The 24,260-nt window shown below is 68.5% G+C and carries 19 protein-coding genes and 2 pseudogenes; 11 read left to right on the top strand and 10 right to left on the bottom strand.

The features are described 5' to 3' along the window. Positions 1–195: 195 nt before the first annotated feature. The gene (locus ACIBTS_RS06110; protein ID WP_399316917.1) at positions 196–3,342 is read left to right on the top strand and encodes a DNRLRE domain-containing protein; all 3,147 of its coding nucleotides are present in this window, start codon (positions 196–198) and stop codon (positions 3,340–3,342) included. Positions 3,343–3,419: 77 nt separating this feature from the next. Here the strand turns inward: ACIBTS_RS06110 and ACIBTS_RS06105 are convergent. Further along, positions 3,420–3,890, bottom strand: a pseudogene (locus ACIBTS_RS06105) (transposase); the annotation flags it as partial. 103 nt (positions 3,891–3,993) lie between these two features. Between ACIBTS_RS06105 and ACIBTS_RS06100 the strand changes: the two are divergent. Further along, a pseudogene (locus tag ACIBTS_RS06100) lies at positions 3,994–4,383 on the top strand (tyrosine-type recombinase/integrase); the annotation flags it as partial. A gap of 868 nt (positions 4,384–5,251) precedes the next feature. On the opposite strand, the gene ACIBTS_RS06095 reads toward ACIBTS_RS06100, so the two are convergent. Both ACIBTS_RS06095 and ACIBTS_RS06090 read right to left on the bottom strand, forming a co-directional pair. Next, entirely contained in the window at positions 5,252–5,815 is a 564-nt protein-coding gene (locus tag ACIBTS_RS06095) for an ATP-binding protein (RefSeq protein WP_399316915.1), read from the bottom strand. 167 nt (positions 5,816–5,982) lie between these two features. Beyond that, positions 5,983–7,113 (bottom strand): DUF5937 family protein, encoded by a 1,131-nt coding sequence (locus ACIBTS_RS06090; RefSeq protein ID WP_399316913.1) that lies wholly within the window; start codon positions 7,111–7,113, stop codon positions 5,983–5,985. Between the two features lie 115 nt (positions 7,114–7,228). On the opposite strand from ACIBTS_RS06090, the gene ACIBTS_RS06085 reads away from it, so the two are divergent. From ACIBTS_RS06085 to ACIBTS_RS06065, 5 genes are all read left to right on the top strand, one after another. Continuing rightward, positions 7,229–8,434, top strand: coding sequence for an amidohydrolase (locus tag ACIBTS_RS06085; RefSeq protein ID WP_399316911.1), 1,206 nt, complete (start codon positions 7,229–7,231; stop codon positions 8,432–8,434). Further along, entirely contained in the window at positions 8,431–9,234 is an 804-nt protein-coding gene (locus tag ACIBTS_RS06080) for an amino acid ABC transporter permease (protein ID WP_399316910.1), read from the top strand. Before ACIBTS_RS06085 ends, ACIBTS_RS06080 begins: the two co-directional genes overlap by 4 nt. A gap of 26 nt (positions 9,235–9,260) precedes the next feature. Beyond that, positions 9,261–10,019 carry an amino acid ABC transporter ATP-binding protein gene (locus tag ACIBTS_RS06075; protein ID WP_399316907.1) on the top strand — a complete coding sequence of 253 codons (759 nt, stop codon included), beginning with the start codon at positions 9,261–9,263 and terminating at the stop codon, positions 10,017–10,019. A gap of 29 nt (positions 10,020–10,048) precedes the next feature. Beyond that, the gene (locus tag ACIBTS_RS06070; protein WP_399316905.1) at positions 10,049–10,924 is read left to right on the top strand and encodes a substrate-binding periplasmic protein; all 876 of its coding nucleotides are present in this window, start codon (positions 10,049–10,051) and stop codon (positions 10,922–10,924) included. A 279-nt stretch (positions 10,925–11,203) separates the two neighbouring features. Further along, entirely contained in the window at positions 11,204–11,413 is a 210-nt protein-coding gene (locus tag ACIBTS_RS06065) for a hypothetical protein (RefSeq protein WP_399316903.1), read from the top strand. 151 nt (positions 11,414–11,564) lie between these two features. On the opposite strand, the gene ACIBTS_RS06060 is transcribed toward ACIBTS_RS06065, so the two are convergent. The 3 genes from ACIBTS_RS06060 to ACIBTS_RS06050 all read right to left on the bottom strand — a co-directional run bounded on the left by ACIBTS_RS06060 (position 11,565) and on the right by ACIBTS_RS06050 (position 13,496). Continuing rightward, entirely contained in the window at positions 11,565–11,972 is a 408-nt protein-coding gene (locus ACIBTS_RS06060; RefSeq protein WP_280844028.1) for a PIN domain nuclease, read from the bottom strand. Further along, on the bottom strand, positions 11,969–12,202 hold the full coding sequence (locus tag ACIBTS_RS06055; RefSeq protein WP_280844029.1) for a type II toxin-antitoxin system VapB family antitoxin: 234 nt from the start codon (positions 12,200–12,202) through the stop codon (positions 11,969–11,971). The genes ACIBTS_RS06060 and ACIBTS_RS06055 overlap by 4 nt, the downstream gene beginning before the upstream one ends. 265 nt (positions 12,203–12,467) lie before the next feature. Continuing rightward, a complete protein-coding gene (locus ACIBTS_RS06050) occupies positions 12,468–13,496 on the bottom strand; it encodes a LacI family DNA-binding transcriptional regulator (protein ID WP_399316901.1) in 1,029 nt (342 codons plus the stop codon). Positions 13,497–13,650: 154 nt separating this feature from the next. On the opposite strand from ACIBTS_RS06050, the gene ACIBTS_RS06045 reads away from it, so the two are divergent. The 4 genes from ACIBTS_RS06045 to ACIBTS_RS06030 all read left to right on the top strand — a co-directional run bounded on the left by ACIBTS_RS06045 (position 13,651) and on the right by ACIBTS_RS06030 (position 19,080). After that, the gene (locus tag ACIBTS_RS06045) at positions 13,651–15,174 is read left to right on the top strand and encodes an argininosuccinate lyase (protein ID WP_399316899.1); all 1,524 of its coding nucleotides are present in this window, start codon (positions 13,651–13,653) and stop codon (positions 15,172–15,174) included. Between the two features lie 725 nt (positions 15,175–15,899). Continuing rightward, a complete protein-coding gene (locus tag ACIBTS_RS06040; RefSeq protein ID WP_399316898.1) occupies positions 15,900–17,222 on the top strand; it encodes an ABC transporter substrate-binding protein in 1,323 nt (440 codons plus the stop codon). A 92-nt stretch (positions 17,223–17,314) separates the two neighbouring features. Then, positions 17,315–18,169, top strand: coding sequence for a carbohydrate ABC transporter permease (locus ACIBTS_RS06035; protein WP_280846181.1), 855 nt, complete (start codon positions 17,315–17,317; stop codon positions 18,167–18,169). Beyond that, positions 18,166–19,080 carry an ABC transporter permease subunit gene (locus ACIBTS_RS06030; protein WP_391315035.1) on the top strand — a complete coding sequence of 305 codons (915 nt, stop codon included), beginning with the start codon at positions 18,166–18,168 and terminating at the stop codon, positions 19,078–19,080. Before ACIBTS_RS06035 ends, ACIBTS_RS06030 begins: the two co-directional genes overlap by 4 nt. A 1,319-nt stretch (positions 19,081–20,399) precedes the next feature. On the opposite strand, the gene ACIBTS_RS06025 is transcribed toward ACIBTS_RS06030, so the two are convergent. From ACIBTS_RS06025 to ACIBTS_RS06010, 4 genes are read right to left on the bottom strand one after another with little or no spacing between them, the layout of a single operon-like run. After that, positions 20,400–21,068: a response regulator transcription factor gene (locus ACIBTS_RS06025; RefSeq protein ID WP_334478236.1), complete on the bottom strand. Its 669-nt coding sequence runs from the start codon at positions 21,066–21,068 to the stop codon at positions 20,400–20,402. Then, entirely contained in the window at positions 21,065–22,351 is a 1,287-nt protein-coding gene (locus tag ACIBTS_RS06020; RefSeq protein ID WP_399316895.1) for a sensor histidine kinase, read from the bottom strand. The genes ACIBTS_RS06025 and ACIBTS_RS06020 overlap by 4 nt, the downstream gene beginning before the upstream one ends. A gap of 28 nt (positions 22,352–22,379) precedes the next feature. Continuing rightward, the gene (locus ACIBTS_RS06015; protein WP_398431688.1) at positions 22,380–23,219 is read right to left on the bottom strand and encodes an ABC transporter permease; all 840 of its coding nucleotides are present in this window, start codon (positions 23,217–23,219) and stop codon (positions 22,380–22,382) included. Then, positions 23,216–24,163, bottom strand: a complete 948-nt coding sequence (locus tag ACIBTS_RS06010) for an ATP-binding cassette domain-containing protein (RefSeq protein ID WP_398431689.1) — start codon at positions 24,161–24,163, stop codon at positions 23,216–23,218. The genes ACIBTS_RS06015 and ACIBTS_RS06010 overlap by 4 nt, the downstream gene beginning before the upstream one ends. Positions 24,164–24,260 lie beyond the last annotated feature (97 nt).

Here is a 24,260-nt window from a genome sequence, read left to right as displayed (position 1 = left end):
TTCCGTATCTGCGTAACGGATTTACAACATCGACACGCATAGACGTGAATCTTCGCATGTGTGATCGTGTGCGCGCCTTCTGCCCCGCGGCCTGCCGACCGGGGCTGTCTGTGCTGTCCTCAATCCGCTTGGTTCCCACGGGAGTAGACCGCCGTGACCGCGCCGCCCCGATATCCCCGATATCTCAGCCCATTCGTGCGCACGCGCACGCGGCTGTCACTGACCCTCGGCCTCGTGCTGGCCGCCCTGACCGCCGCCCTGCTGCCCTGGTGGCACCCCGGCGGCACGACCCCCACCACCGCGGGCGGCGCCACCGACGCCACCCCCGCCTCGACCGGACCGCGCGACGAGGCCGCCGCCGTGACGGAGGCCCTGCGCACCCACAAGCAGGTCCTGGTCGACACCGCGACCAGCGCCACCTCGCTGACCTGGGCGCTGCCCAACGGGCAGTTCAAGACCCGGGTCAACGCGGCCCCGGTCCGGGCGAAGAACGCCGCGGGCCACTGGGCCCCGATCGACAACACCCTCAAGCGAACGGCCAAGGCCTCCAAGGACCTTGGCATCGCGCCGGTGAACGCGGCCGTTCCGCTCCGCTTCGCGAGCGGCAACGCTCCGCATGTCCGCGCCGACCGCTCCTTCGCCCGCGGCGAGGCGCCGGGCGAGACGCTGCTCGCCGAGGTGGAACTCGCCGGCCACACCATCGCGTACACCTGGCCGGGCCCGCTGCCCGAGCCGGTGCTCGACGGCCCCCGCGCCCTCTACTCCGAGGTGCTGCCGGGCGTCGACCTGCTGCTCGTGGCCCGCGAGGAGGGCGGTCTGGCCCAGGCCCTGATCGTCAAGACGCCCGCCGCCGCGCACAGCAAGGCGCTGGCCACCGTCTCGTACGGGCTGCGCGCGGACGACGTCACCTTCGCCCGCGACGACAAGGCCCAGCGGGTCCGGATACTCGACAAGGGCGGCAAGGAGATCGGCTCGGTCCCCACGCCGTTCGCGTGGGATTCCAGCGGCCGTGACCCCGAGCTGCCCGGGGGCACCGAGCACCGCACCGCGGCCGGCACCCCCGCCGAGGTCCTGAAGCTCTCCGGCCTCACCGGCGTCGAGCCGGGCGCCCAGTCCGCCCCGATGACGATGGGCCTGGACGGCGAGGGCACCGGCACCGTGCGCCTGAAGGTCGGCTTCGCCGCGACCGGCCTGGCCGACCGCAAGGACGTCACCTACCCGCTGTTCGTCGACCCGTCGCTGAACCCGGGCTGGCAGGCGTGGACGGTGGCCTACAAGCCGTACCCGAGCACCAGCTTCTACAACGGCACCAACTTCTCCTCCGGCACCTCCGACGCCCGCGTCGGCCACGAGAGCGACACCGGCGGCACCGCCCGGTCGTTCTGGCGCATGGACTGGGACAGCAAGATCAAGGGCGCGGACATCACCTCTGCGACCTTCAAGGTGCTCAACAACCACTCCTGGTCCTGCACGGCCCGCGAGTTCCAGCTGTGGCGCACCGGCGCGATCTCGTCGAGCACCACGTGGAACGCCCAGCCGAGCTGGTCGGACGAGATCCAGCGCAAGTCCTTCGCGCACGGCTGGTCGACCTCCTGCCCGGACGACTACGAGGCCTTCAACGTCAAGACCGCCGCCCAGTACGTCACGGACAAGGGCTACTCGACCCTGACCCTGGGCATGCGGGCCACCAGCGAGTCGGACGTCCAGACCTGGCGCAAGTTCAGGGCGACCTCCGCGGTTGTCGAGGCCACGTACAACCGCAACCCGAACGAGCCCTACAGCGGCACGTCGAAGCCCGGCGGCGTCTGCACCCCCGGCCCCGGCAACGGCGTGACGGTCGGCAAGACCAACATCACGCTGACGGTGACCGCCAAGGACCCCGACAACAACCTGAGCAAGGTCCGCTTCCGCTTCTGGAAGACCGGCGGCACGGTCCCGGCCGGTGACTACGTCTCGTTCGCCGCGGCCGGCGACACCAAGTCGTTCACCATCCCGGTCACCGACCCGCTGCTCAAGGACATCACGACCAACACCACCTTCTCCTGGGACGCCATGGCCCAGGACGCGGCGGGCGCGACGTCCACCAACTACCCGCCGGGCACCGAGCCCTGCCGCATCACGGTCGACCCGAGCGGCCCCTCGCAGCCCATCGTCACCAGTGACACGTGGCTCCGGGCCACCTCGGACGGCGCCACCTGGGCGACGGTGAACTTCGGCCAGACCGGCCCGATCACCTTCGACTCCCCGGGCGCCGTGAAGTTCACGTACGCCTGGGGCGGAGTCAACGCGCAGCCGATCAACGCCGACGCCAACGGCGTCGCCACGGTCCCCAACCTGGCGCCGCTGAACGCAGGCCCGAACACGCTCCAGGTCTACGCCTACGACAACCTGGGCAACGCGAGCGCACGGACCGACTACACGACCTACGTCCCGCCGAAGAACACCGCCGACGGCCCCGGCGACGTGGGCGGCGACGGCACGCCCGACCTGATGGTCATCGACAACACCGGCGTCCTGCGCACGTACCCCGGCCAGCCGGGCGGCGAGCTGTACGGCCAGCTGACCTCGTCCTACACCGTCGGCGCCGACGGCAAGTCGACGCTCACCCCGCCGGGCCACTGGTACGACGCGACCAGCGGCAAGGCGGCGCTGATCGCGCACTACGCGGACGCCTACCCGGGCGACGGCACCACGGACCTGTTCGCCCGCACCCCGGACGGCGGCTTCTGGCTCTACCCGGGCGACGGCTACGGCTCCTTCGACGTCGGCAAGCGGATGAAGGTCCGCCTCCCGTCGAACGCGCCCGCCCCGTCCACCTGGGACACGCTCAAGGCCGTCGGTGACATCACCGGCGACAAGATGCCCGACTTCACCGTGAAGGCCGGCACCGCCTTCTGGATCCTCTCCGGCTACAGCGGCGGCAGCATCCAGACGGCCACCCTGGAGGAGGGCACCGCCTGGGCCCGCCGTGACATCGTCAACCTGGCCGACATGAACAAGGACGGCACGCCCGACCTGCTCTGGCGGAACCTGGACAACGGCAATATGTACCTGCGCCGCGGCAAGCCCGGCACGGGCACGAACAGCGTCGACCTCAACTCGATCGCGCTGGCCGCCAACTCCGTCGCCGGCGACGAGTCCTTCGGCACCAACTGGACCGATACCGACGTCAAGTACGCGATCGGCATCCCGGACATCAACAACGACCAGATCCCGGACATCTGGGCTCTGTTCCCCTCGGACGGCCACATGGCGATCTACAACCCGTCCACGACGAACACCAACCCTCCGGTGAAGACCGTCATCGGATCCGGCTGGAACGACAAGCTCGCCTTCGGCTGATCCGGCAGCACTTCGGCCGGTACGAGTGAGCCCCCGGCGCCAGAGCACGGGACGCTGTTGGTTAATTCGGGTCCTGGCTACTTCGCCCCGTCGATCATGTGGTCGGCGGGGCGAAGTGCTGCGAAGTGGCTGGTGCGGGTGCGGGCTCGGGGTGTGCCGGTGAGGTGGGCGTCGATGCGGGCGAGGTTGATGGCGGCGCCGGTGAGCTGGTGCTGGAGGCTGGTCTTCGCCAGGCCGCGGTAGCGCGATCGGCGCAGGCCGCAGCGCTGGACGCCTTGCGAGATGGTGCCCTTGACTCCGGCACGGCTCTTGTAGCGGTCCTTCCAGGTGTCGGTGTCTTGGTCGGCGCGGGCCTGGCGGAGTGCTTCGTGTTCTTCGCGGGGCCGCAGGGTCAGGCGCCTACCGAGGCTGGAAGTGGTGCACTGCTCGCGGACCGGACAGGGCCGGCACTGGCCGCCGTTGAAGCGGACCCGGACAACCGTGGTGCCTTCGGGTGAGCGGTCGGGGTTCCAGCGGGTGGTCGTCGTCCCGCCGGGACAGGTGACCTCCTAGTCTCAGACGCGTGAGCTCTGGCAGGCGTGGCGAGCCGCCCAGACCGAGGAGCGCGAGTCGTGGGATCGCGACCAGGCGTGGGTCGAGACCAACCGGGTCTGGACGCACGAAAACGGCGCCCCTCTGCATTCCGACTGGATCAGCCGTCGATTCAATCGTCTCGTGGAGCTGTCGGGCCTCCCCCCGATCCGGTTGCACGACACGCGGCACCTGTCAGCGACGCTGGCGCTGCTGGGCAAGGCGGACATCAAGGTCGTCCAGGAGCGGCTTGGGCACAGCTCCCGGCAGATCACTTCGGACACGTACACGAGCGTCCTGCCTCAACTGCTCACGGCGGAGGCGGAGTCCACGAGCGCAGTCGTGCCCCGAGCCAAGAAGCGGGGTCGGGGACGAGCGAAGCCCTCCAAGCAGGAAGGCGACCACCTCCCGAAGGCGGGGCCGGAGACCGACGGCGATGGGCCGGACGAGGGACTGAATCCTGCGACGTGACCCGCGTCCCCAATTCGTCCTCACGATCGTGAAACCATGATCGTCAGGGAGCCGCCAAGATCCCCTCACGCCCACCCCGACCCGCAAAGACGCTGGTCAGAAGGATTCTTCTCGCGTAGCGAGTGGTGGGGCGGGTGGGACTCGAACCCACGGCCGACGGATTATGAGTCCTTTGAGGATCTTGGCGGTCCTTGCCGATCAACGCTCATCCTTGACGTTTTCGCAGGTCACATGCGGTTATCCATGTGGGGGCTAGTCAGCCCTTGTCAGTCTGTTCCTGTCCTTGCGGCCTCAACTCGGCCTCAATGAGGCCCGACAGGATCGTGCCGAAGGCATGAAGGGCGATCGCGCCAGCTCAAGGACGGCCTTCGAACCCGCCCGCAGCGGATTTTCATTCCAACGCGCAGAGGCTCCGCCCCTCTGCTCGGGGCGGAGCCTCTGTGGCCTTTTCCACAGGCCAGACGTTGTCTCGTCAGCCTATCCGGCTCAGTCGCCTTCTTCCAGAGTGAGCTGAAGCGATCGGGCGGGCTGCAACTTCGGACACACGGTACGGAGGACGCCTCCGTCACAGGCTTCCCCACCTCGTGCCAACCAGAGCATGGTTCGACGTACAGGCGGGACTTCGGATGGTGTCCCGCTGGTTGGACACAAGGATCGGAAAAGACTGACGGGGGCCGAGAAGGATGAGGCGTCAAACCGCGCCTGAACTGGGCCTGCCGCGGTCGCCGTCATGGCCCCGGCGCCGAGCACGGCGTCCAGGCTGACCAGCCGCTCATGGCGGGTGGGGCGGCCCGCCGCCGTCCCACCCGCCATCCCCTTTGGCGTCAATGGTCACGTCGCGGAGGCGCTGTCCCGCGCCGAAGGCAGCTCACCGCGCGCAGCCGGGGGAGCTGAATTTCTTCGTCCGCGCACTCAATCTCTCATGTAGAGCGATGGAGGCGTGATTCTTCTCCTCGCGCTCAGCATGTGCTCCCGCCGAGGCCCTGTCGTGACCGGCCTGCGGGAGAGTGCCGGAGGAGGCGGCCACGACGATTCCGACCGTCTTCCCGCCATCGAGTGCTCGCTCGACGAACAGCACCCCGTCCAGTTCCTGCACCAACGCCTGCGCAATCGACAAACCACGGCCGTGAAGTGATCCGACGTCACTCTGCACGGGTACCGGGCTCCCCGGGTGGCTGTCGTGTACTCCCAGGCGCATGCGGAAGTCGTCGAGCATCTCCATCGTCACGACTGCTTCCGCGGTAGCAGCGGAAGCGTGGAGCACGACGTTCGTCACCAGCTCCGAGACGATCAACCGCACCGTCTGGACGGCATGTTCGTCCACTGTTCCCCATGCGCGGAGCGTGTCGCAGACGGCTCCGCGCACACGAGGAACTCCGCGGGCGTCTGCGGGAACGGTGATGGACCAGGTGCGGCCGCGCTGAGCGTTCATGGCGAGAACTCCTCTGCTCGCCCGAGGCACGAAGGCTCTCGGATGCGCCAACGCTAGAAGTTCCATGCGCATCGACGACGACGCTTGCCGCGGCGAGGACAAGCATCGGCAGCTCCTGCGCAAGCGGGTTCCGCGCGCTGCACCCGCGTGGGCTCGACCGGTCGAACTCAGTGGAACAGGACGGTCAGGAGATCGTCGCCGAGGCGGCGTACCCGTTCGAGGTCGAGCTGGTAGTAGGCGCGACGGCCGTCACGCACTACCGTGACGAGGCCGGCCTCACGCAGCCGGGCGAGGTGGCGGGAGACCTGCGGAAGGGACATACCTCCGCGGTCGGCCAGTTCGGACGGGGTGAGCGGTTCTCTCGCGATGGCACGGACGATGCGCTGCCGGCCTGCGTCGCACAGCACTTCGAGGCGGCGGTTGACGACGGGGTGAGCAGGCTGGTCGCTCCCCTCCGCAAGCAGGGGGTACTGGACGACCGCGGCGAAGCCGGACTCGTGCTTCACCAACAGGTGCGGTCGCCCAAAGACCGACGGCACGATGAGCACCGGAGTGGTGGCTACGTTCACGATCCCGTGGTGGAACTTGTCGAAGACGACACGGGGCGGCTCGTCGCGGTAGGACGCCGAGGGGTCCAGACCGGCGAGGGCCGGGCCCGGACCCTCTCGCTGGATGCTCTTGCACAGTCCCGGCAGCTGTTCGGTGATCACCCGCTCGGCACGGGCCAAGTCCGCTTCCAGGGCCCGGGCGGCGCAGATCAGCAGATCAAGCAGGTCCGTACGCAGGCTGCCGGGGTCGCCCAGAAGTCTGTCGGCGAGCTCGGCTCGTACGGTGGAGCGGCGCTCGGCCGACGCCAGCAGTTCTGCGCGCTGCCCGGCGTCCCTGAGAAGCCGGTTCAGCGGGGGTCCGGAGTTGCCGCCCCTGATCGCGTACCCGGTCAGCTCCGCGAAGAGCGGGAGGGGCAGCCGCTCGATGTCTGCGAGCTCCTCGGCGAGCGTGCGGTCTCCCACCGGACTCAGCGGAAGCAGGTAGCGGGCCCGGTAAGAGGCCCACAAGGGTGCCCATTCCCGGATGTGGCGCCGCGTCTCGGAACTGAGGGTGGAGACGCTCGCTCTGGTGCCGACCAAGGTGTCGCCACGGTCCGGCTCGGCTTCCAGACCACGTGCCCAGCGAAGAGCCCAGTGGTGGTGCTCGGTCTCGGTGTAGGCATGGAGTGCTGCCGTCAGCTCCGCGAGGGGAGATGCGCCCGCCACGACGTGGGTCGGACCGGCGCCGGCAAGTGTGAGTACGACGCTCACGCTCACCTCCGCTCCACGACCTGTCGCTTATCGCGCCCCCGGTAAGCATTCTAGGTACCGCTCCCCGCACCGCCTACGGTTCCGGCAACCCAAACAGGACCAGCCCGGAGTTGCCATGACCCTTCGTGTCCCCGCCGACCTGTGTGCCGCCGTGCGCGAGCGCCGGGCGGCACTGGACCAGCTCAGCCTCGATCTGCACGGAACGCCGGAGACCCGGTTCGAGGAGCACTACGCCGTCGAGCAGCTCGCCGCGCGTTTGGCGGTTGCGGGTTTCGAGGTGGACAAGGACGTGGCGGGCCTGCCGACGGCGTTCACCGCGACTCACCGGGGCTCCGCGGACGGCCCGACGATCGCGGTGTTGCTGGAGTACGACGCCCTGCCGGACATAGGTCACGGCTGCGGGCACAACCTGATCGCGGCCGGCGGTCTGACCGCCGCCGTCGCCGCGGCTTCCGTGCGTCCCGGCCATCGAGGCACGCTCAAGGTGATCGGCACCCCGGGAGAGGAGGGCGGTGGCGGCAAGATCCTGATGCTGGAACGCGGTGTTTTCGACGGAGTCGACGCCGCGGTGATGTTCCATCCCGCGGACCGGAGCCTGCGCGCCCGGCACGCTCTCGCCGCGAGCCATCTGCGGGTCGTCTTCCGGGGAGTCTCCGCGCACGCGGCCAAGGCGCCCTGGGACGGCCGTTCGGCAGCCGCGGGGACCCAGCTCTTCCTCACGGCGGTCGACTCGCTGAGGCAGTTCATCCCCCCGACCGCCCGGGTGCACGGCGTCGTCGTGCGGGGCGGCGGCGCACCCAACGTCGTACCCGACCACGCCGAGGTGGACATCTTCGTCCGCGAGGCGACATCCGCGGCCCTGGACACCCTGCTGCCCCGCGTGCTCGCCGCCGCCGACGGAGCGGCGCTGGCCACCGGCACGACCGTCGACTACGCGGAGACCGCGCCCCGGTACACAGAACGCAACAACAACATGGTGATGGCCGACCGGCTCGCCGCCTACACCGCCGGCCTCGGGCTGGAACTGGAGCCGCCGTCGCCGCAGAATCCGGCCGGTTCTTCAGATATCGGTAATGTATCGGTCAAAATGCCGGTAATTCATCCATATATTCAGATATGCCCGCGCGATACTCCCGGTCACTCCGTCCGGATGCGCGAAGCCGCCCGCAGCCCGTACGCACATGATGCGGTCGAGACCATCACGACCGCCCTGGCCGCGCTGGTTCTGGATCTCCTCGATGAGCCGGAGCTGCTCGACGAGGTCCGGGCCGAATTCCGGGCCTCCCTGCCCGTCCGCACCCATGGTCAGGAATCGCCATGAATGCCTCATCCCCGGTGTCCCTCGCGTCGAACGCCCTGGTCAACACGTTCTTCAACTGGGACCTGATCGCTCAGACCTTTCCCCGGCTGATCACCGAGGGCCTTCTCAACACCCTGATCATCGCCGCCGGTGCCATCGTCGTGGGCGTCGTCATCGCACTGCTCGCCGCCATGCTGCTGCTGTCACACCGATGGTGGATGCGCCTGCCGGCACGGATCTATGTCGACGTCTTCCGCGGCCTGCCCGTGATCATCACGGTGATGCTGGTGGGGGTGGGCTTGCCGGCCGCGGGCATCCGTCTCTTCGGTACCGATCCGTTCGGGTACGCGATTCTGGCGATCGGGATCATCTCCGGTGCCTACACCGCTGAGATCTTCCGTTCCGGGATACAGAGCGTCGATCCCGGTCAGCTGCAGGCGGCCCGCAGTCTCGGCATGAGCTATCTGCGAGCCATGCGCCTGGTCGTGGTTCCCCAGGGCATCCGGCGCGTGCTGCCCGCCCTGGCCGGCCAGTTCGTCAAGGACATCAAGGAAAGTTCGCTGGTCTACCTCCTCGGCCTGGCCGTGGGACAGCGAGAGCTGTACTTCATCGCCCAGGAGGAGGTCGCGCGGACGTACAACTCCTCACCACTGATCGCGGCCGGCATCTGCTACCTCGCCCTGACCATCCCCTTGACCTACTTCGTCAACCACCTCGACGGGCGGCTGCGCGAAGGGCCGCGCCCCCAGAGCACTCCGGCTCCAGCAGATCCCGACCTGCCCGACACCCCGGTTGCAGCAGCAGGAGGAGAGAGCCGATGAGCCCCACCACCACCGGAGGAGAACCGATGCCCAGCGCAGCCGAGGCGCCCCCCGCCTCCGCGGCCTTGCGCGTCACCGCTCTGAGCAAGAGCTACGGCTCCACGACCGTCCTGCGTGACATCAGTCTGGACATCCGACGAGGAGAAACGCTCTGTCTCATCGGACCGTCCGGGTCCGGCAAGTCCACGCTGCTGAAGTGTCTCAATCTGCTGGAACGGCCCGACACGGGTGACATCTGGCTCGGTGAGACCTGCCTGACCGCCCCCGGCACCGACGTGGACGCGGCCCGCGCCCGCATCGGCATGGTCTTCCAGCACTTCAATCTCTTCCCGCACATGAGCGTCGAGCGCAACATCACCGTTGCCCTGACCTCGGTCAAGGGCCTCACCCGCGAACAGGCCAGGTCGGTTGCGCGACGCCGTCTGGACGAGGTGGGCCTCGCAGCGTTCGCCGACCAGAGGCCCGGCCGCCTGTCGGGCGGGCAGCAACAGCGCGTGGCCATCGCCCGTGCTCTCGCCATGGAACCCGAGGTCATGCTCTTCGACGAGGCGACCTCGGCGCTCGACCCCGAACTCGTCAAGGACGTGCTCGCCGTGATGCGTGACCTCGCTCAGGGCGGCATGACCATGGCCGTCGTCACCCACGAAATGGGCTTCGCCCGGGAGGCCGCCGACCGCGTCGCCTTCATGTGCGACAGCCGCCTCGCCGAGATCGACACCCCTGACCGGATCTTCGAAGGCGCCCAGCACCCCCGGCTGCGCCAGTTCCTCAACCAGGTCCTGTGAACGCCCCTCCTCAGCAGAAAGCCCAGCCCATGCTTCCCTGTTCCCGTAGATCCCTGCTCGCCGGCACCGCGGCCACCGCCCTGCTGCTCACCCTCACCGCCTGCGGCGGCGACAGCGAGGCGGCAGGCTCCTCGGCCGCCAGGTACAAGCTCGTCCAGTCCGGCGTGATCACAGCCGGCACCCAGGCCGAACAGCCGCCCTTCGCCGTCACCGACGCCTCAGGCAAGCCGAGCGGGTTCGCCGTAGACCTGATGAACGAGGCCGCCGAGCGTCTCGGCGTCAAGGTCCAGTACAAGACAACGAACCTCCAAGGCATCCTCGCAGGCCTGTCCGCCGGCCAGTACGACATCGGCGTCGCGGGGGTCGGCGCCACCCCCGAGCGCAAGAAGCAGGTCGCCTTCACCACCCCGTACTACTGGGGCTTCACCGATGTCCTCACCCTCATGGGCAGCAAGCAGACCAGGCTCTCCGACTTCGACGGCAAGCGGATCGGTGCCGTCAGCGGATCCGTGCAGGAAACGTTCGTCAATCGCGAGATGCCCCGCGCCGAACTGGTCAAGTTCAAAGACCAGACAGCACTGATCACCCAGCTCCTCTCCGGTGGTGTCGAAGGAGTGGTCCTGGGCGGCGCCGACGCCGACGAATACGCCCAGAAGCAGCCGGTGCGCATCGCGGTGGAACTCGACAGCCTGCAGGGCAGCGCCTTCCCCCTGCGCAAGGACGGCGACCCGAAGCTGCTGAAGGACATAGACGCCGCGATCGACGCGATGATCGAGGACGGCACCTACGTCCGGCTATACAAGAAGTACTTCCACGATCCCATTGCCAAGGACATGCTCAGGGAGCGCCCGAAGCTGGTCTGGCAGATCAACAAGCACCCAGACCTGTCCCCGACAGCAAACTGACGTCACAGCCGACGGATCCAGTCTCCGGTCCTCCCCTCGGGACGATGCCACCGGGCCGGGTCACGGAAATCGTTCCGTGCCCGGCGACCGGCGTATCCACCGGCGCCGTGCTGGCGACCACACGGCCGCCGTGGGTGCTCACCACCATCTTCAGCAGCTTGAGGGAACCGCCCACGTGGGACGGCATCAGATCCATCACCTGGGCGGGTCTGACCGACTGGACTCCGTTCTCCAGGCGGCCCCGAGACCATTGACTCGCTGAGCGTCACCGCACAGATCATGCTGTTCAGTGTCGCCTTCCAGCTGACCGTCAGCCTGCTGCCGGGGGTCTTCACTGCCGGCTGGCAGAAGTACCGGGCGGTCGCCGTCCTCGATCTCAGCTTCGGACGGGCCGCGGACGGGACCGGGTTCAGTGGTCGCCTTCGTCCTCTCCTGGCAGCGCATTCCCATACCAGCACGAATCGCATTGCGGGCGGGTCCACGACATAGTCCAGGCTCCGGCGCCCGGCCTGAGTCAGCGTGGTGCACTGGGTGTCCGCTCTGCAGCTCGTTCAGGCCGAATACCCATGCTGGGGCAGTGACCTGGGGTGTCGGTCATCGAGAGGTCTACACACCGACAGCGTGAACTGGCTCCAGAAGATCAGGCTCGTGCGTCTCGCTGCTGCACTTCCTTGAGGACTCCGGCCACCGTCACGAAATCGTTGTCCACGTGGAGCACGGTGTGCCCATGATGCACAGCTGTCGCACACACCAACAGGTCGATCGCTCCAGCCGCGCGGTGCTGGCCCCGTTGGGTCAGTTTGTACTGCGCGGTGTCGACCCAACGCCAGGCGTTCTTCGGAACCGGAGAGAGCAGGCAGAGCGCGTCCAGTTCCTCTGCGAGATCATCCCGATGGGACGGACTGGTTGCCGAGTAGAGAAATTCGGCCCGTGTCGGCTCGCAGAGGTGGAACACCCCGGCAGCAATGTGCCCCTCCCAGGGACGCAACGCACCTGGGGTGCGAAACAGGTGCCACAGAGCCGAGGTGTCCACCAGATACGTGATCACTCGAAGGCCTCGCGTCGCGCACGCTTCTCCGCGTCATGCGCCGCCGCAGCCTGCTCGAACTCGCCGCGCGCGCCTCGCTCGGCCAGCTTCTCCGCAGCCTCAAGCCGCTTGATCCGCGCAACGTAGTCCCGCAGGGCCGAGTTGACGGTCTCCTTCTTCGTCGTGGCACCCATGAGCCGCATGGCCTCGGCCAGCGCCTCGTCGTCGAGATCGATCTGCGTGACGGACATCGGGCACCTCCATTATCCACGATGTATGCACCCAGGATACATCACCAACATCGACACATGCATGGGCCACAACGAGGCCACCCGAGGGCAGCGTGCCGGATGCCGGGGCCCCCATGGGCCTGTTCCCGCTACGCGACGAGCCGACGGGAGACCCGCTCGACGCCGACACGAACCAGGTCATTGGCGCCATACCGACTTGGCCGGAATCGGCACAGGTGATGCGGACCACGCCGCCAGCGGCGCTCAGGAGACTTCCGGGGGCGTTTCAGGTTTCTCGGGCGAGGATCGGCGCGTCGGCTTCGTCGGTGCTCCGGTGGACGAGGGTGCTGGGGACGGTGACGGTACGCGGCGGTCGCTCGGGCTCGGCGATGCGGTCGACGGCCAGCCGTGCCGCCTGGCGGCCGACTTCCTGGGGATCCCGGACGACGGCGGAAACGCCGAGGCCTCTGGTGAGGTCGTTTTCGTCGAGCCCGATGAAGGCGAAGGAATGGTGGCCGGAGAGGCGCTCGATGAGGATGCCGGTGCTGATGCCGAGGTTGAGGCCCAGCACTGCGGTCGGCGGTGCCGGTGCGCGCAGGAGGCGGACGACCGCGTCGCGGGCCTGTTCTGCGGTGGTGAGATCGCCGACGACCAGACGCGGGTCTTCGGCGAGCCTGCGCCCGGCGAGGGCCGCCCGATAGCCGTCGAGGCGCTGCACGGAGCGGAAGTTGTCCAGGCGGCCCGCGAGTGCGGCGATACGACGGTGACCAAGGTCCATGAGGTATTCGGTCGCCTCCTGCACGGCACGGTCGTCGTCTGTCATGACGACATCGGCGGCCAGGCCCCCCGCGGGGCGTCCGACCAGGACGACCGGAGTGCCGTAGGTGTGCTCGGGGGCGAGGAAGTCGCGATGGCCGCCGTCGGGCATCATCAGCAACGCGCTGACCCGGCGGTCGATCATGAGGCGGGCGAGGTCCGGTTCACGCTCGGGGGTGTCGTCCGTGGAGCCGATGATCAGCTGGAAACCCGCCCTGCGCAGTTCTCGTTCGGCACCGGAGGCGACACCGGCCTGGAAGAGGTTGGTGAAGTCTGCGGTGACCAGCCCCACGGCAGCCTCTCGGCGTCCGTAACGGAGGTCCTGAGCGATGGGATTGGGCGAGTAGCCCAGACGTCGGACTTGTTCCAGCACCCGTTGGCGGGTGGCGGGCTCCACGCGCGGAGAGTTCTGCAGTGACCGGGTGACGGTGGCGGTACTCACCCCGGCCGCCTTGGCGACATCACGCAGGGTCACTCGTTGCTCTGACCCGCCCGGCATCGAGCCCCCTCGGATGTGACTTCTCAGCAGTTTACTGCCATGTAACCGTTGACATGCCTTCACGGGGAGCTTAACACTGGGGGCGTGTTGACGTTTACATCGCCATGTTGACGTTTACATGGCGCAAAGTAATCGCTCGTACGGGAGATCCTGCATGAAGCCCCTGCTGACCGATGGCCGTCTAGGCGCAAGGCCCGACGACGCCTTGGTGGACCACGTCAACGCTGTCGAACTGGACGACGAGGTCGCCGCCGCCGAGCATTTCGTCCGCATCGATCTGGCCCACGCGCTCATGCTCACCCAGCAGCAGGTCTTCGGCCCCGAGCAGGGGCGCAGTCTCGTGGGTGCCCTCCTGCGGCTCCTCGACGGGGACGCCCGGCAGGTTCTCGCGGGTGACGCGGCCCTCGGCACCATCACGCTGCAGCTGGAGCGGTACCTGGAGGACCAGTGCGGCCCGCAGGGCCTGGACATCCAGCGGGCCCGCAGCCGCATCGACCAGAAGGCCACCGGCGTACGCATGGCCGACCGGGCGGCACTGCTGCACGTGATGGATGAGTTGCTGCGCCTCGGAGAGGTTCTGCTGGAGGCGGCCGACGAGCACGACGCCGTGATCGCTCCTGGGTACACCCATCTGCAGCACGCGCAACCCACTACCCTGGGGCACTACTTCAACGCCCACTACTGGACGGTCTCACGCAATCTGGCCCGTCTGGCGCAGCTGTACGAGCGGATCAACGAATGCCCGCTGGGCGGCGCCGCACACAGCGGGACCGACTGGCCGATCGACCGGCACACGACGGCCGCCTACCTCGGATTCGCCCGGCCCGTCCACAACGCGCGGGACGCAGGTCTGTCGGCGCTGGACTCCGGCGCGGAACTCGCCGCGGTCCTCGGACTGGTCCTGTCCGGGATCAGCCGGTGCGCGTCGGACCTGTTCTACTGGTCGTCCTCCGAAGTCGCCCACATACGGCTGCACGCGTCGCTGTGCGGCACGTCGAGCATGATGCCGCAGAAGCGCAACCCGATCGTGCTGGAACGCATCCGCGGTCTGGCCGGCGACGCGGCGGGCTGGGGCGCGAGCCAGCTCGGCCTGCTGCACTTCGCCACATCCACCGACGCCGACCAGGGATACGTGCACAACCGCCTGCCCGGGTACTGCCGTGAGACGGCCGGAGCCATTCGCCTGCTGGCACGGACCGTCGCCACCCTGGAGATCGACACGGACCGGCTGCGAAAGTCCGCCGCTCGTCACTGGTCCACCGCCAGCGGCCTCGCCGACGACCTCGTACGCACCCGTCACATGAGTTTCCGCAGCGCGCACGAGACCGTCGCCCGATTCATCGCGGCCCACGAAGCGGCCGGTGTCGCCGACGGAACGATCCTCCCCGAACTCGCCGACGCCCCTTTGCGCGACTACACGCCGAAGCGCCTGCACGAGATCCTCGACGTGCAGGCCTTCGTCGACGGCCGCCACAGCGCCGGCGGAACCAGCCCGGCACGACGCGCGGAGCTGGCCACCACCGCGGCGGACGATCTCAAGCGCCATCAGGAAACCGTCACGGCTCTCCGTGCCTCGGCCGAACGGGCCCAAGCCCGCCTCGTGCGCGACGCGGCGGCCCTTCTGGCCCAGCAGCGCGCCTCCCCCCGGGACCCCGCCGACGCCCAGGAACAGGGCTGACGCCGTGCCGCCTCCTCGGGCGGTGTCGCCCGGCTCAGCCGACCTCGTCCCCCCGGGGCCGGACATGGTGGGCCCGCCATCAGCACGGCCCGCACAGCGTGCCTGGCCGGTCCTGCTTCCTCGACACCGCTCCTACACCCGACCACGACGCACCGCCCCTCCCCCGTAATGATCAAGGAGGCACCATGTCGCGGCATCCGCCCCGCGCTGCTCCCCACCACAGCGAAGTACGTTGCGAGCACCTGGCGCGGCCTGCGCGCCCGCGCAGGCCGGACGCGAGGTCGGCCCGCCCATCCGCACCGGCACAGGACCCATGTGCGCCGTCGGCAGGTCGTCCGGCGCGTCCAGCGGCCTGACCGTGGGAATTCAGGGCCGGTCGAACCGCTTCGGAGGAGCGGCCCGCGCAGGTTCTGTACGTAGCTCCGGCTCACGCCGCCCGGCCACTCGGCAGGACCGACGGGGGCCCCAGGGAGGACCGGCTCCCTCGTCATCACACTCTCGACAGCCACACCTTCAGGTGCTGAGACCGCCTGTGCGGCACGGTCCTGACCCCGTGCCGCACAGGCACCCGCAGACAGTCCACGAGGGTCCCCCCGTACGACGGACCATCCGCCCAGCCGGGGTGTCCCACCCCGGAATGTCATCTCGGGCTTCCCGCCACCGCATTGGAAACCATACGAACCGTCCCGGCGCAACGGCGTGCCGGGAAGACAAGGACGACGACGATGTCGACAACGACACGACCCCGCCCCGCACGCCGCTCAGCGGCCGTGTTCGTGGCCGGCCTGCTCACCCTCACCGCCGCGGCCTGCGGCACGAGCGGCCCCGGCAGCTCCGGCAAGGCCGGGGACGCCACGATGTGGGCGCTGCAGACCGGTGATCAGCCCGTTCTGGAAGGGGCGATCAAGGAGTGGAACGAGCAGCACCCGGACGCCGGGATCAAGGTGAACTTCTTCTCCAGCGACGCCTACAAGCCCAAGATCCGCACGGCGGTGGGCGCGAAGCAGGCACCGACGCTGATCTACAGCTGGGGCGGCGGCGTGCTCAAGTCGTACGTGGACGCCGGCGCGGTCGCGGACCTGTCGGGATACCAGAAGAAGTACCCCGAGCTCTTCAAGCGGTACCTGCCCTCGACGCTCAAGAACAACCAGTTCGACGGGAAGACCTACGCTCTGCCGTTCAACAAGGTCAACCCGGTGTTCCTCTACTACAACAAGTCCGTGTTCGCCGACGCGGGCGTGCAGCCGCCAAAGACCTGGGACGACCTGCTCAAGCTCGTCCCGGTGCTCAAGAAGAAGGGCATCGCGCCGCTGGCGCTGGGCGGACAGTCGAAGTGGCCGTCACTGATGTACCTGGAGTATCTCGTCGACCGCATCGGAGGATCCGACGTCTTCCAACGTGTGCTCGACGGGAAGCCCGGGGCCTGGTCGGACCCGGCCGTCATCAAGGCGACCACCATGATCCAGCAACTGGTGAAGGCGGGTGGGTTCGCGGACAGCTTCGCCTCCACGCCGTCGGACTCGGGATCCGAGCTCGCACTGATGTACACCGGCAAGGCGGCGATGGTCCTGCAGCTCTCCTCCCAATACCAGATGATGAAGGAGACGGCCCCCGACTTCATGGACAGCGGTGACCTGGGGTGGGTTCCGTTCCCCACGGTCGAGGGCGGCACCGGCGACCCGCGCTATCTGGTCGGCACCCCGGCCAACTCCTTCGCGATCTCCAGCGACGCGACCGAGGCACAGCGGAACACCGCCATGGACTTCCTCGCCGACAAGGTGCTCGACAAGGAGTACTCCAAATCGATGATCGACAGTGGGGGCGTACCTCCCACTGTCGATGTCGGCGACAGTCTCAAGGACTCCGACGACAAGGATTTCCTGGGCTTCACCTACAACCTGGTCCACAAGGCCCCGGCCTTCCAACTGTCCTGGGACCAGTCGCTGAGCCCCGGGCACGCCGACACACTGCTGTCGAACCTGGAGCGGGTCTTTCTGCTCCAGATGACGCCGCGCCAGTTCTCCGCCGCGATGGACAAGACACTGTGACCGCCGTCATCGGAACGACCGAGGACCACGGACGCCCGACCGGCGGAGGCGTCCTGCGACAGCATCAGCGGCGGCGCCGCGCCGGCGACCGCATGCTGGTCCTGTTGCCGCTGCCCGCCCTGTTCGCGTTCGTGGCGTTCGCCGTGCTTCCGCTGCTCGGTGTGCTCGCGCTGAGCTTCGCCTCGTGGGACGGCATCGGATCCATCACCTGGACCGGTCTGACCAACTGGACCTCCGTTCTCCAGGCCCCCGAGACCATGAACTCGCTGAGCGTCACTGCCCAGATCGTGCTGTTCAGTGTCGCCTTCCAGCTGCCCGTCAGTCTGCTGCTGGGTGTCTTCACCGCCGGTCGGCAGAAATACCGGGCGTTCCTGGCCGTCGTCTACTTCGTGCCGCTGCTGCTGTCCTCGGCAGCCGTCGCGATCGCGTTCCTCGCCGTCCTCGAACCCAACTTCGGGCTCGCCGCGGCCGGGATCGGGTTCATGAAACAGAACTGGCTCGGTGATCCCGTACTCGCCCGGGGCGTGGTCGTCTTCGTCCTCTCCTGGCAGCACATCCCCTTCCACACCCTGATGTACCAGGGAGCGGTACGGCAGATTCCCGCGTCGATCTACGACGCCGCCGAGATCGACGGGGCAGGCCGCGTCCGGAAGTTCCTCTACATCACCCTGCCGCAGCTGAAGTACACGATGATCACCTCCACCACGCTGATGGTGGTCGGCTCACTCACCTACTTCGACCTGATCTTCGTGCTGACCGGCGGCGGTCCCGGGTTCGCCACCCGAGTGCTGCCGCTGCAGATGTACCAGTCCGGGTTCCAGGCCGGCGACATGGGCACCGCGGCGGTGTACGGAGTCCTGCTCGCGTTCCTCGGCCTGGTCATCGCCCTGCTCCTGCAGCGACTCGGTGGCCGCAACCGTCAGGCGAGCCAGTTGGAGGGAATGTGACCACGATCCAGAAGCGACGGGCAGACCACTCTCATCAGCCTGCGCAAAGGCGCACACCGCCACCGAAGACGGCCCCCGCCGGCCGTCCGGAAGGGCGACACAGGCCGAACCTGCTCGGCTCGGCACTGGGCTGGCTCTGGCTGGTGGTGATCATCGTGCCGCTCTACTACGTCGTGATCACCAGCTTCAAGGACCAGCGGGGGTTCTTCGACAGCAACCCGCTCCTGCCAGCCGGCTCCCCCACCCTCGACAATTACGTGCTGGTGCTGCGCAACGACTTCGCCCGCTACTTCTTCAACAGCGTGGCCGTGGCCGTGGGCACCGTCGTACCAGCCGTCTTGCTCTCCTTCATGGCCGCCTACGGAATCGTCCGCTCCCGTGGTCGAACGGCTGGAGCCACCAACACCCTGTTCATCCTGGGGCTTTCGATTCCGCTTCAGGCGACCGCCGTTCCGCTCTACTACCTCATCACCCGGCTCAACCTCTACGACAGCCTCCTCGCGCTGGTACTGCCCTCGATCGCCTTCTCGATCCCGGTGTCGGTGCTCGTGCTGAGCAACTTCCTCCGGGACGTGCCGAAGGAACTGTTCGAGTCGATGCGGCTGGACGGCTGCTCGGAGTGGCAGATCATGTGGCGTCTCGCGCTTCCCCTGACCCGGCCGGCGGTCACCACCGTCGCCATCTACAACACGCTCAACAACTGGAACGCCTTCCTCCTGCCGCTCATCCTCACGCAGAGCCCGGAGCGCCGAACCCTGCCACTGTCCCTGTGGACCTATCAGGACGAGTTCACCGTCAACACCCCGGCGCTGCTCGCCGCGATCGTGCTGTCCGCACTGCCGCTCGTGGTCCTGTACGTCTTCGGCCAGAAGCAGCTGGTCAGCGGGATCAGCTCGGGATTCGGCAAATAGGCCTCCTGGCTCATGGACGCCGGCGCGCGCCCCCGGACGCGCGAGTCCGTGCGCCGGTTCCTCCCCTCGACAACGAACGAGGCGCAGTCGCTAGGGCTTCGGCAGCCGGACGCCCGCCCGGCATCGGCGTGACGGCATCCACTCCGTGACTGCTCCCTGCCGATCAGCCTGCGGCACAGCCTCCGCAGATCATGAACGCGCTCCTCCTCAGGGCAGCGACATGGTTCGTCGTCTGCTGCCCCGTCCCGGCGGCAAGGCACAGGTCACGTGCTCGCCGCCCGTCCACCGACAGAGCCGACTCCGAGGCACCGGAGAGGTCGAGCACCCTCAAAGGGCATTTTCGAAGAGGTTCCCTGACTCCTTGGCCACCCCGCGAGACCCACTCCGCGCGGAGCTGCAACCCCAGGCAGCCGCCACCTGCAACGCCCTATGCCGTATGCGGACGACTCTTCGGGGGCCCTCCGCAGTGCTCCACCCGATGCCTCCGGCCTCAGGACGGCCTCAATCAATCCTCCAGCCACGGCGGAGCCGGGCAGAACGTCTCCCAGTGGCAACGCATCCCCATGCGTCCATGCAGGTCAGAAGAACATCAGCTGACACGGACCAGCCCGGCCCCAAACTCACGAGCAGCGGATTCAGTCCGTTCAGACAAAGTTGACGATCCGACAGGACAAAATGAACGTTTCCGCAGGTCAGGAGCCTGCACAGGTGGGGCGGGTGGGACTCGAACCCACGGCCGACGGATTATGAGTCCTTTGAGGATCTTGGCGGCCCTTGCTCGTCCACGCTCATTCATGACGTTTTTGCAGGTAAGAAGGGGCGGGCCGTGTCGACACCCCTTCGACTTTGTCAGTCTGTTCCTGTCCTTGTGTCCCGACTGCGTCCCGACACCGCCCAGATTGGGCGACGCCACCGGCCTGACGGGCACGTAGCGCCAGCTCGGCCAGATGACTCGAACCCTGCCGCAGCGGATTTCCTTTCCACTGCCACAGGTCAAACGTCCACACAGAGCGAAGCCGAGTTCTGGTGTGGCCAACCGTTAGGCCACCCGCTTCAGCCCTTGAATGCCGGAGAGAAAGTCAGTGCTGATCTGCCGTCAGAGGGTCCACCCATCGAAGCGCCGCCGACACCCGTTCCAGGGTGTCGCGCTGGTCGGCGTACTCGGACGGCCCCATGGCCGGTCCACGCTGGTGGCTCGCGTAGGCCTCCGAGGCTTCGACCCACCCCGAAAAAACCTGGCCCGTCACCACTCTGCGAGGGCACGGCTATCGTCTGGGACTCTGGAACGCGGCCCGACCGGCCGATCACTGTTCCCCGGTTCAGTCCACGCTGGGCCGGGCGAGGCCGTGGTCGTAAGCGAAGATCACGGCCTGGATGCGGTCGCGGGCTCCGATCTTGGCCAGGACGCGGCCGACGTGGGTCTTGATGGTGGACTCGGACAGGACGAACCGGATGGCGATCTCGCCGTTGGTCCACCCCTTGCCGACCGCGACGAGGATCTCGCGCTCGCGGTCGGTGAGGGAACTCAGCCGCGGATCTTCGGCTGAGTCACTTACGTGGGCGGGGACGTACTGGGCGTACTCGTCGAGGAGGCGGCGGGTGAGCGCGGGTGCGATGACCGCGTCGCCGTCGGCGACGGCGCGGATGCCGGCGAGGAGTTCCTCGGGGCGCGCGTCCTTGAGGAGAAAGCCGCTGGCGCCGGCGCGGAGAGCGGCGTGGACGTATTCGTCGAGGTCGAAGGTGGTGAGTACCAGGACGCGCGAGCGGCCGCCGGCGGCGGCGATGCGGCGGGTGGCCTCGATGCCGTCCATGCCGGGCATGCGGACGTCCATCAGGACGACGTCCGGGCGCAGTTCGGCTGCCTTGCGGACGGCCTCGGCACCGTGGGCGGCCTCACCGACGACGTCGGTCTCGGGGACGGAGTCCAGGAGCAGGTGGAAGCCGTAGCGTTGCAGCGGTTGGTCGTCCACGATGAGGACGGTGGTCACCGGGCACCACCTTGGGGTGTGAGGTCGAGGACGGCTTCGACGCTCCATCCTCCGCCGCCCGTCGGCCCCGCGCTGACGGTTCCGCCGTACAGAGCCGCTCTCTCCCGCATGCCCACCAGGCCGTGTCCTTCCTCGTTCGGTGGTCCGGACGGTGTGGCCGGGCCGGTGTCCTGGACCCGGATGGTCAGCCGACTGTCCTCGACGAGGATCGCCAGGTGCACCCTGGTGCCGTTGTCTGCGTGCTTCAGTGTGTTGGTGAGTGCTTCCTGGACGATGCGGTACACCGTCAGCTGGACTCCGCCGTCCAGGGTGTCCGCGTCGCCGGAGGTCCGGTAGACGACCTCCAGTCCGGCGGCGCGCACCGTGGCGCACAGGGCACCGAGGTCCAGGATGCCGGGCTGCGGGCTGAGCTCGGGACCGCCCGGGGGACCCTCCGCGGTCTCGCGCAGCACGCCGAGCACGCGCCGTAGCTCGCCGAGGGCCTGTCGCCCGGTGTCGCCGATGAGCTGAAGAGCTTCCTTGCCCCGTTCGGGGGCGATGTCGGTGGCATACGCGCCGGCGTCGGCGAGCGTGATGATGACGGACAGGTTGTGGCCGACGATGTCGTGCATCTCGCGGGCGACCCGGGTGCGTTCGGTGGCCGTGGCCAGCCTGTTGCGCTGGTCGCGCTCGATCTCCAGCCGGGCGGCCCGTTCCCGCAGCCCGGCGAGCTGGGCCCGGCGGATCCTTACCATCAGGCCGAGCGCGACGGCCGCGGTCGCCGTGCTCAGCAGGAAGAACAGCGCGTCCCCGACGGACACCGCCGACGACACGCGGACCGCGACCAGCCCCATGGAGCCCGCCATGGCGGCGCAGGCCCACGGCAGCTGCCGCAGTCTCCCGTGCAGGGCCAGGCTGTACAGGGCGACGAAGAGGGCGACGTCCGCGCGCAGTCCGGCGCCCAGGGACCACTGGAGGACGAAGACCGCCGTGATGGCGGCGAAGGCCGCCGCGGGTCTGCGCCGCCGCCACAGCAGGGGCAGCACCAGGCCGGCCTGTACCGCCAGCATGCCCGCTACGGGCAGCTCGGTGAAGGCGAGCCGCAACCTGCGCGGACCGTCACCGTCACCATCGCCCGCAACGTCGTGGAACAGGTCGGGCACGCAGAACATCAGGAAGACCAGGACCACGACCGCGGTGTCCAGCACCCACGGATGTGTCCGGTCGGCCTGCCGCAACCGCTGGCCGCCCCGCGTCAGACGGGCGACCAGCGGTCCCATCCCGCTGATGTCATCGGTGGTCACGGATGTCACGCTGCCATGGTGCGGCCGGTCAGACGTCGCTGCGCGCGAGCCGGTAGGCCGCGCCCGTCAGCGCCAGTGCCGTCCAGCCGAGGAAGACCAGCAGCCCGGCCGTGGGGGACAGGGCGGTGCTGTCGTGGGTCAGGGCGAACAGCGACTCGCCCGCGTTACTCGGCAGGTAGGGGCTGATGTCGTTCTGCCAGGAGCTCGGCAGCAGGGAGATGAGCCCTGGGATGAGCATGAACGTGGCGACCAGCACGGAGATGCCGCCGGCCACCGACCGCAGCAGCGCGCCCAGCGCGGCCCCGATCACGCCGACCAGGCCCAGGTAGAGTCCGGCGCCCAGCAGGCTGCGCAGCACTCCCGCGTGCGACAGGCTCATCGCGGCCGGCGTGCCGGAGACGATGCCGCTGCCGAACCCGAAGGCGACGAACGCGCCGAGGGTGCCGACCACCAGCGCGACCAGTCCGAACACGGCCGCCTTGGACCACAGCACGGGCAGCCGGCGCGGTACGGCCGCGAGCGTGGAGCGGATCATGCCGGTCGAGTACTCCCCCGCCGTGACCAGCACGCCGAGCACGCCGAGGGCGAGTTGGGCGAAGTTCGTGCCGAAGAGGGACAGGCTGACGGCCGTCGAGGCGGCGAAGTCCGGGTCCATGTGGCTGGAGCCGATCTGCGACTTGTAGCGACTCGCGGCGATCAGCCCGAAGGCCACCAGGAACAGCAGACCGAGGCCCAGGGTGATCCAGGTCGAGCGCAGGGACCACAGCTTGGCCCATTCGGAGGCGAGCACGCGCCGTCCGGTCACCCGGTAGACGGGGCGGGCGGGGGTGGTGCGGGGTTCCTCGGCGGTTGCGGTGAGGGTGCTCATGCGGGCCTCCCGGCGGCCTCGAGGGTCTCGATCCCGGTCGTGGTGCCGTGGTACTCCACGGCATCCCTGGTCAGGTCCATGAACGCCTCCTCCAGCGACACCGTCCGCGCGCTCAGCTCGAACAGCGCGATCCCGTGTTCGGCGGCCTTCAGTCCGATCTCGCGGGCGGTCAGCCCGGTCACCTGGAGCTCCTCGGAGCCGATCCGGCCGGTGACGTCGACGCCCGGCCCGGCCAGCACGTCCCGCAGCCGCGCCGGGTCCTGCGTCGCCACCTTCACCGTGTCGCCGCCCGCCTCGCGGATCAGGTCCGCCACGGTCGTGTCGGCCAGCAGCCGCCCGCGCCCCACGATGATCAGGTGGTCCGCGACCAGGGCCATCTCGCTCATCAGATGCGAGGACACGAACACCGTCCGGCCCTCGTCGGCGAGCCCCTTGAGCAGATTGCGGATCCAGAGCACGCCCTCCGGGTCCAGCCCGTTGACCGGCTCGTCCAGCATCACCGTCTGCGGGTCGCCCAGCAGCGCCGCCGCGATGCCCAGCCGCTGGCCCATGCCGAGGGAGAAGGCCCCGGCCCGCTTCTTGGCCACGCTGCCGAGGCCGGCGAGGCCGATGACCTCGTCGACCCGGCTGCCCGGAATGCCGTGGGTCAGCGCGAGGGCCCGCAGGTGCTGGTAGGCCGAGCGGCCCGGGTGGATCGACTTCGCCTCCAGGAGGGCGCCGACCTCCTGAAGCGGCGCCCGGTGGCGGGCGTAGGGGTGGCCGTTCACGGTGACGGAGCCGCTCGTCGGGGCGTCCAGGCCGACGATCATGCGCATGGTCGTGGACTTGCCCGCGCCGTTGGGCCCCAGGAAGCCCGTCACCGTGCCGGGCTTCACCACGAAGTCCAGCCCGTCGACGGCCGTCTTCTCGCCGTACCTCTTGGTCAACCGCCGTGCGTCGATCATTCACGTTCTCCCTGTCGGGGTGCGGCGTCCACACCTTCGACGCCTCACCCGCAACGCTAAGCGCCGGTTCACCCCGATCCGGTGGTACCGGGAGGCT

This window comes from Streptomyces sp. NPDC050121 (genome assembly GCF_044460385.1).
GTDB lineage: Bacteria > Actinomycetota > Actinomycetes > Streptomycetales > Streptomycetaceae > Streptomyces > Streptomyces soliscabiei.
Note: the sequence above shows the minus strand (reverse complement) of the source record. Positions and strands in the feature narration are given on the sequence as shown.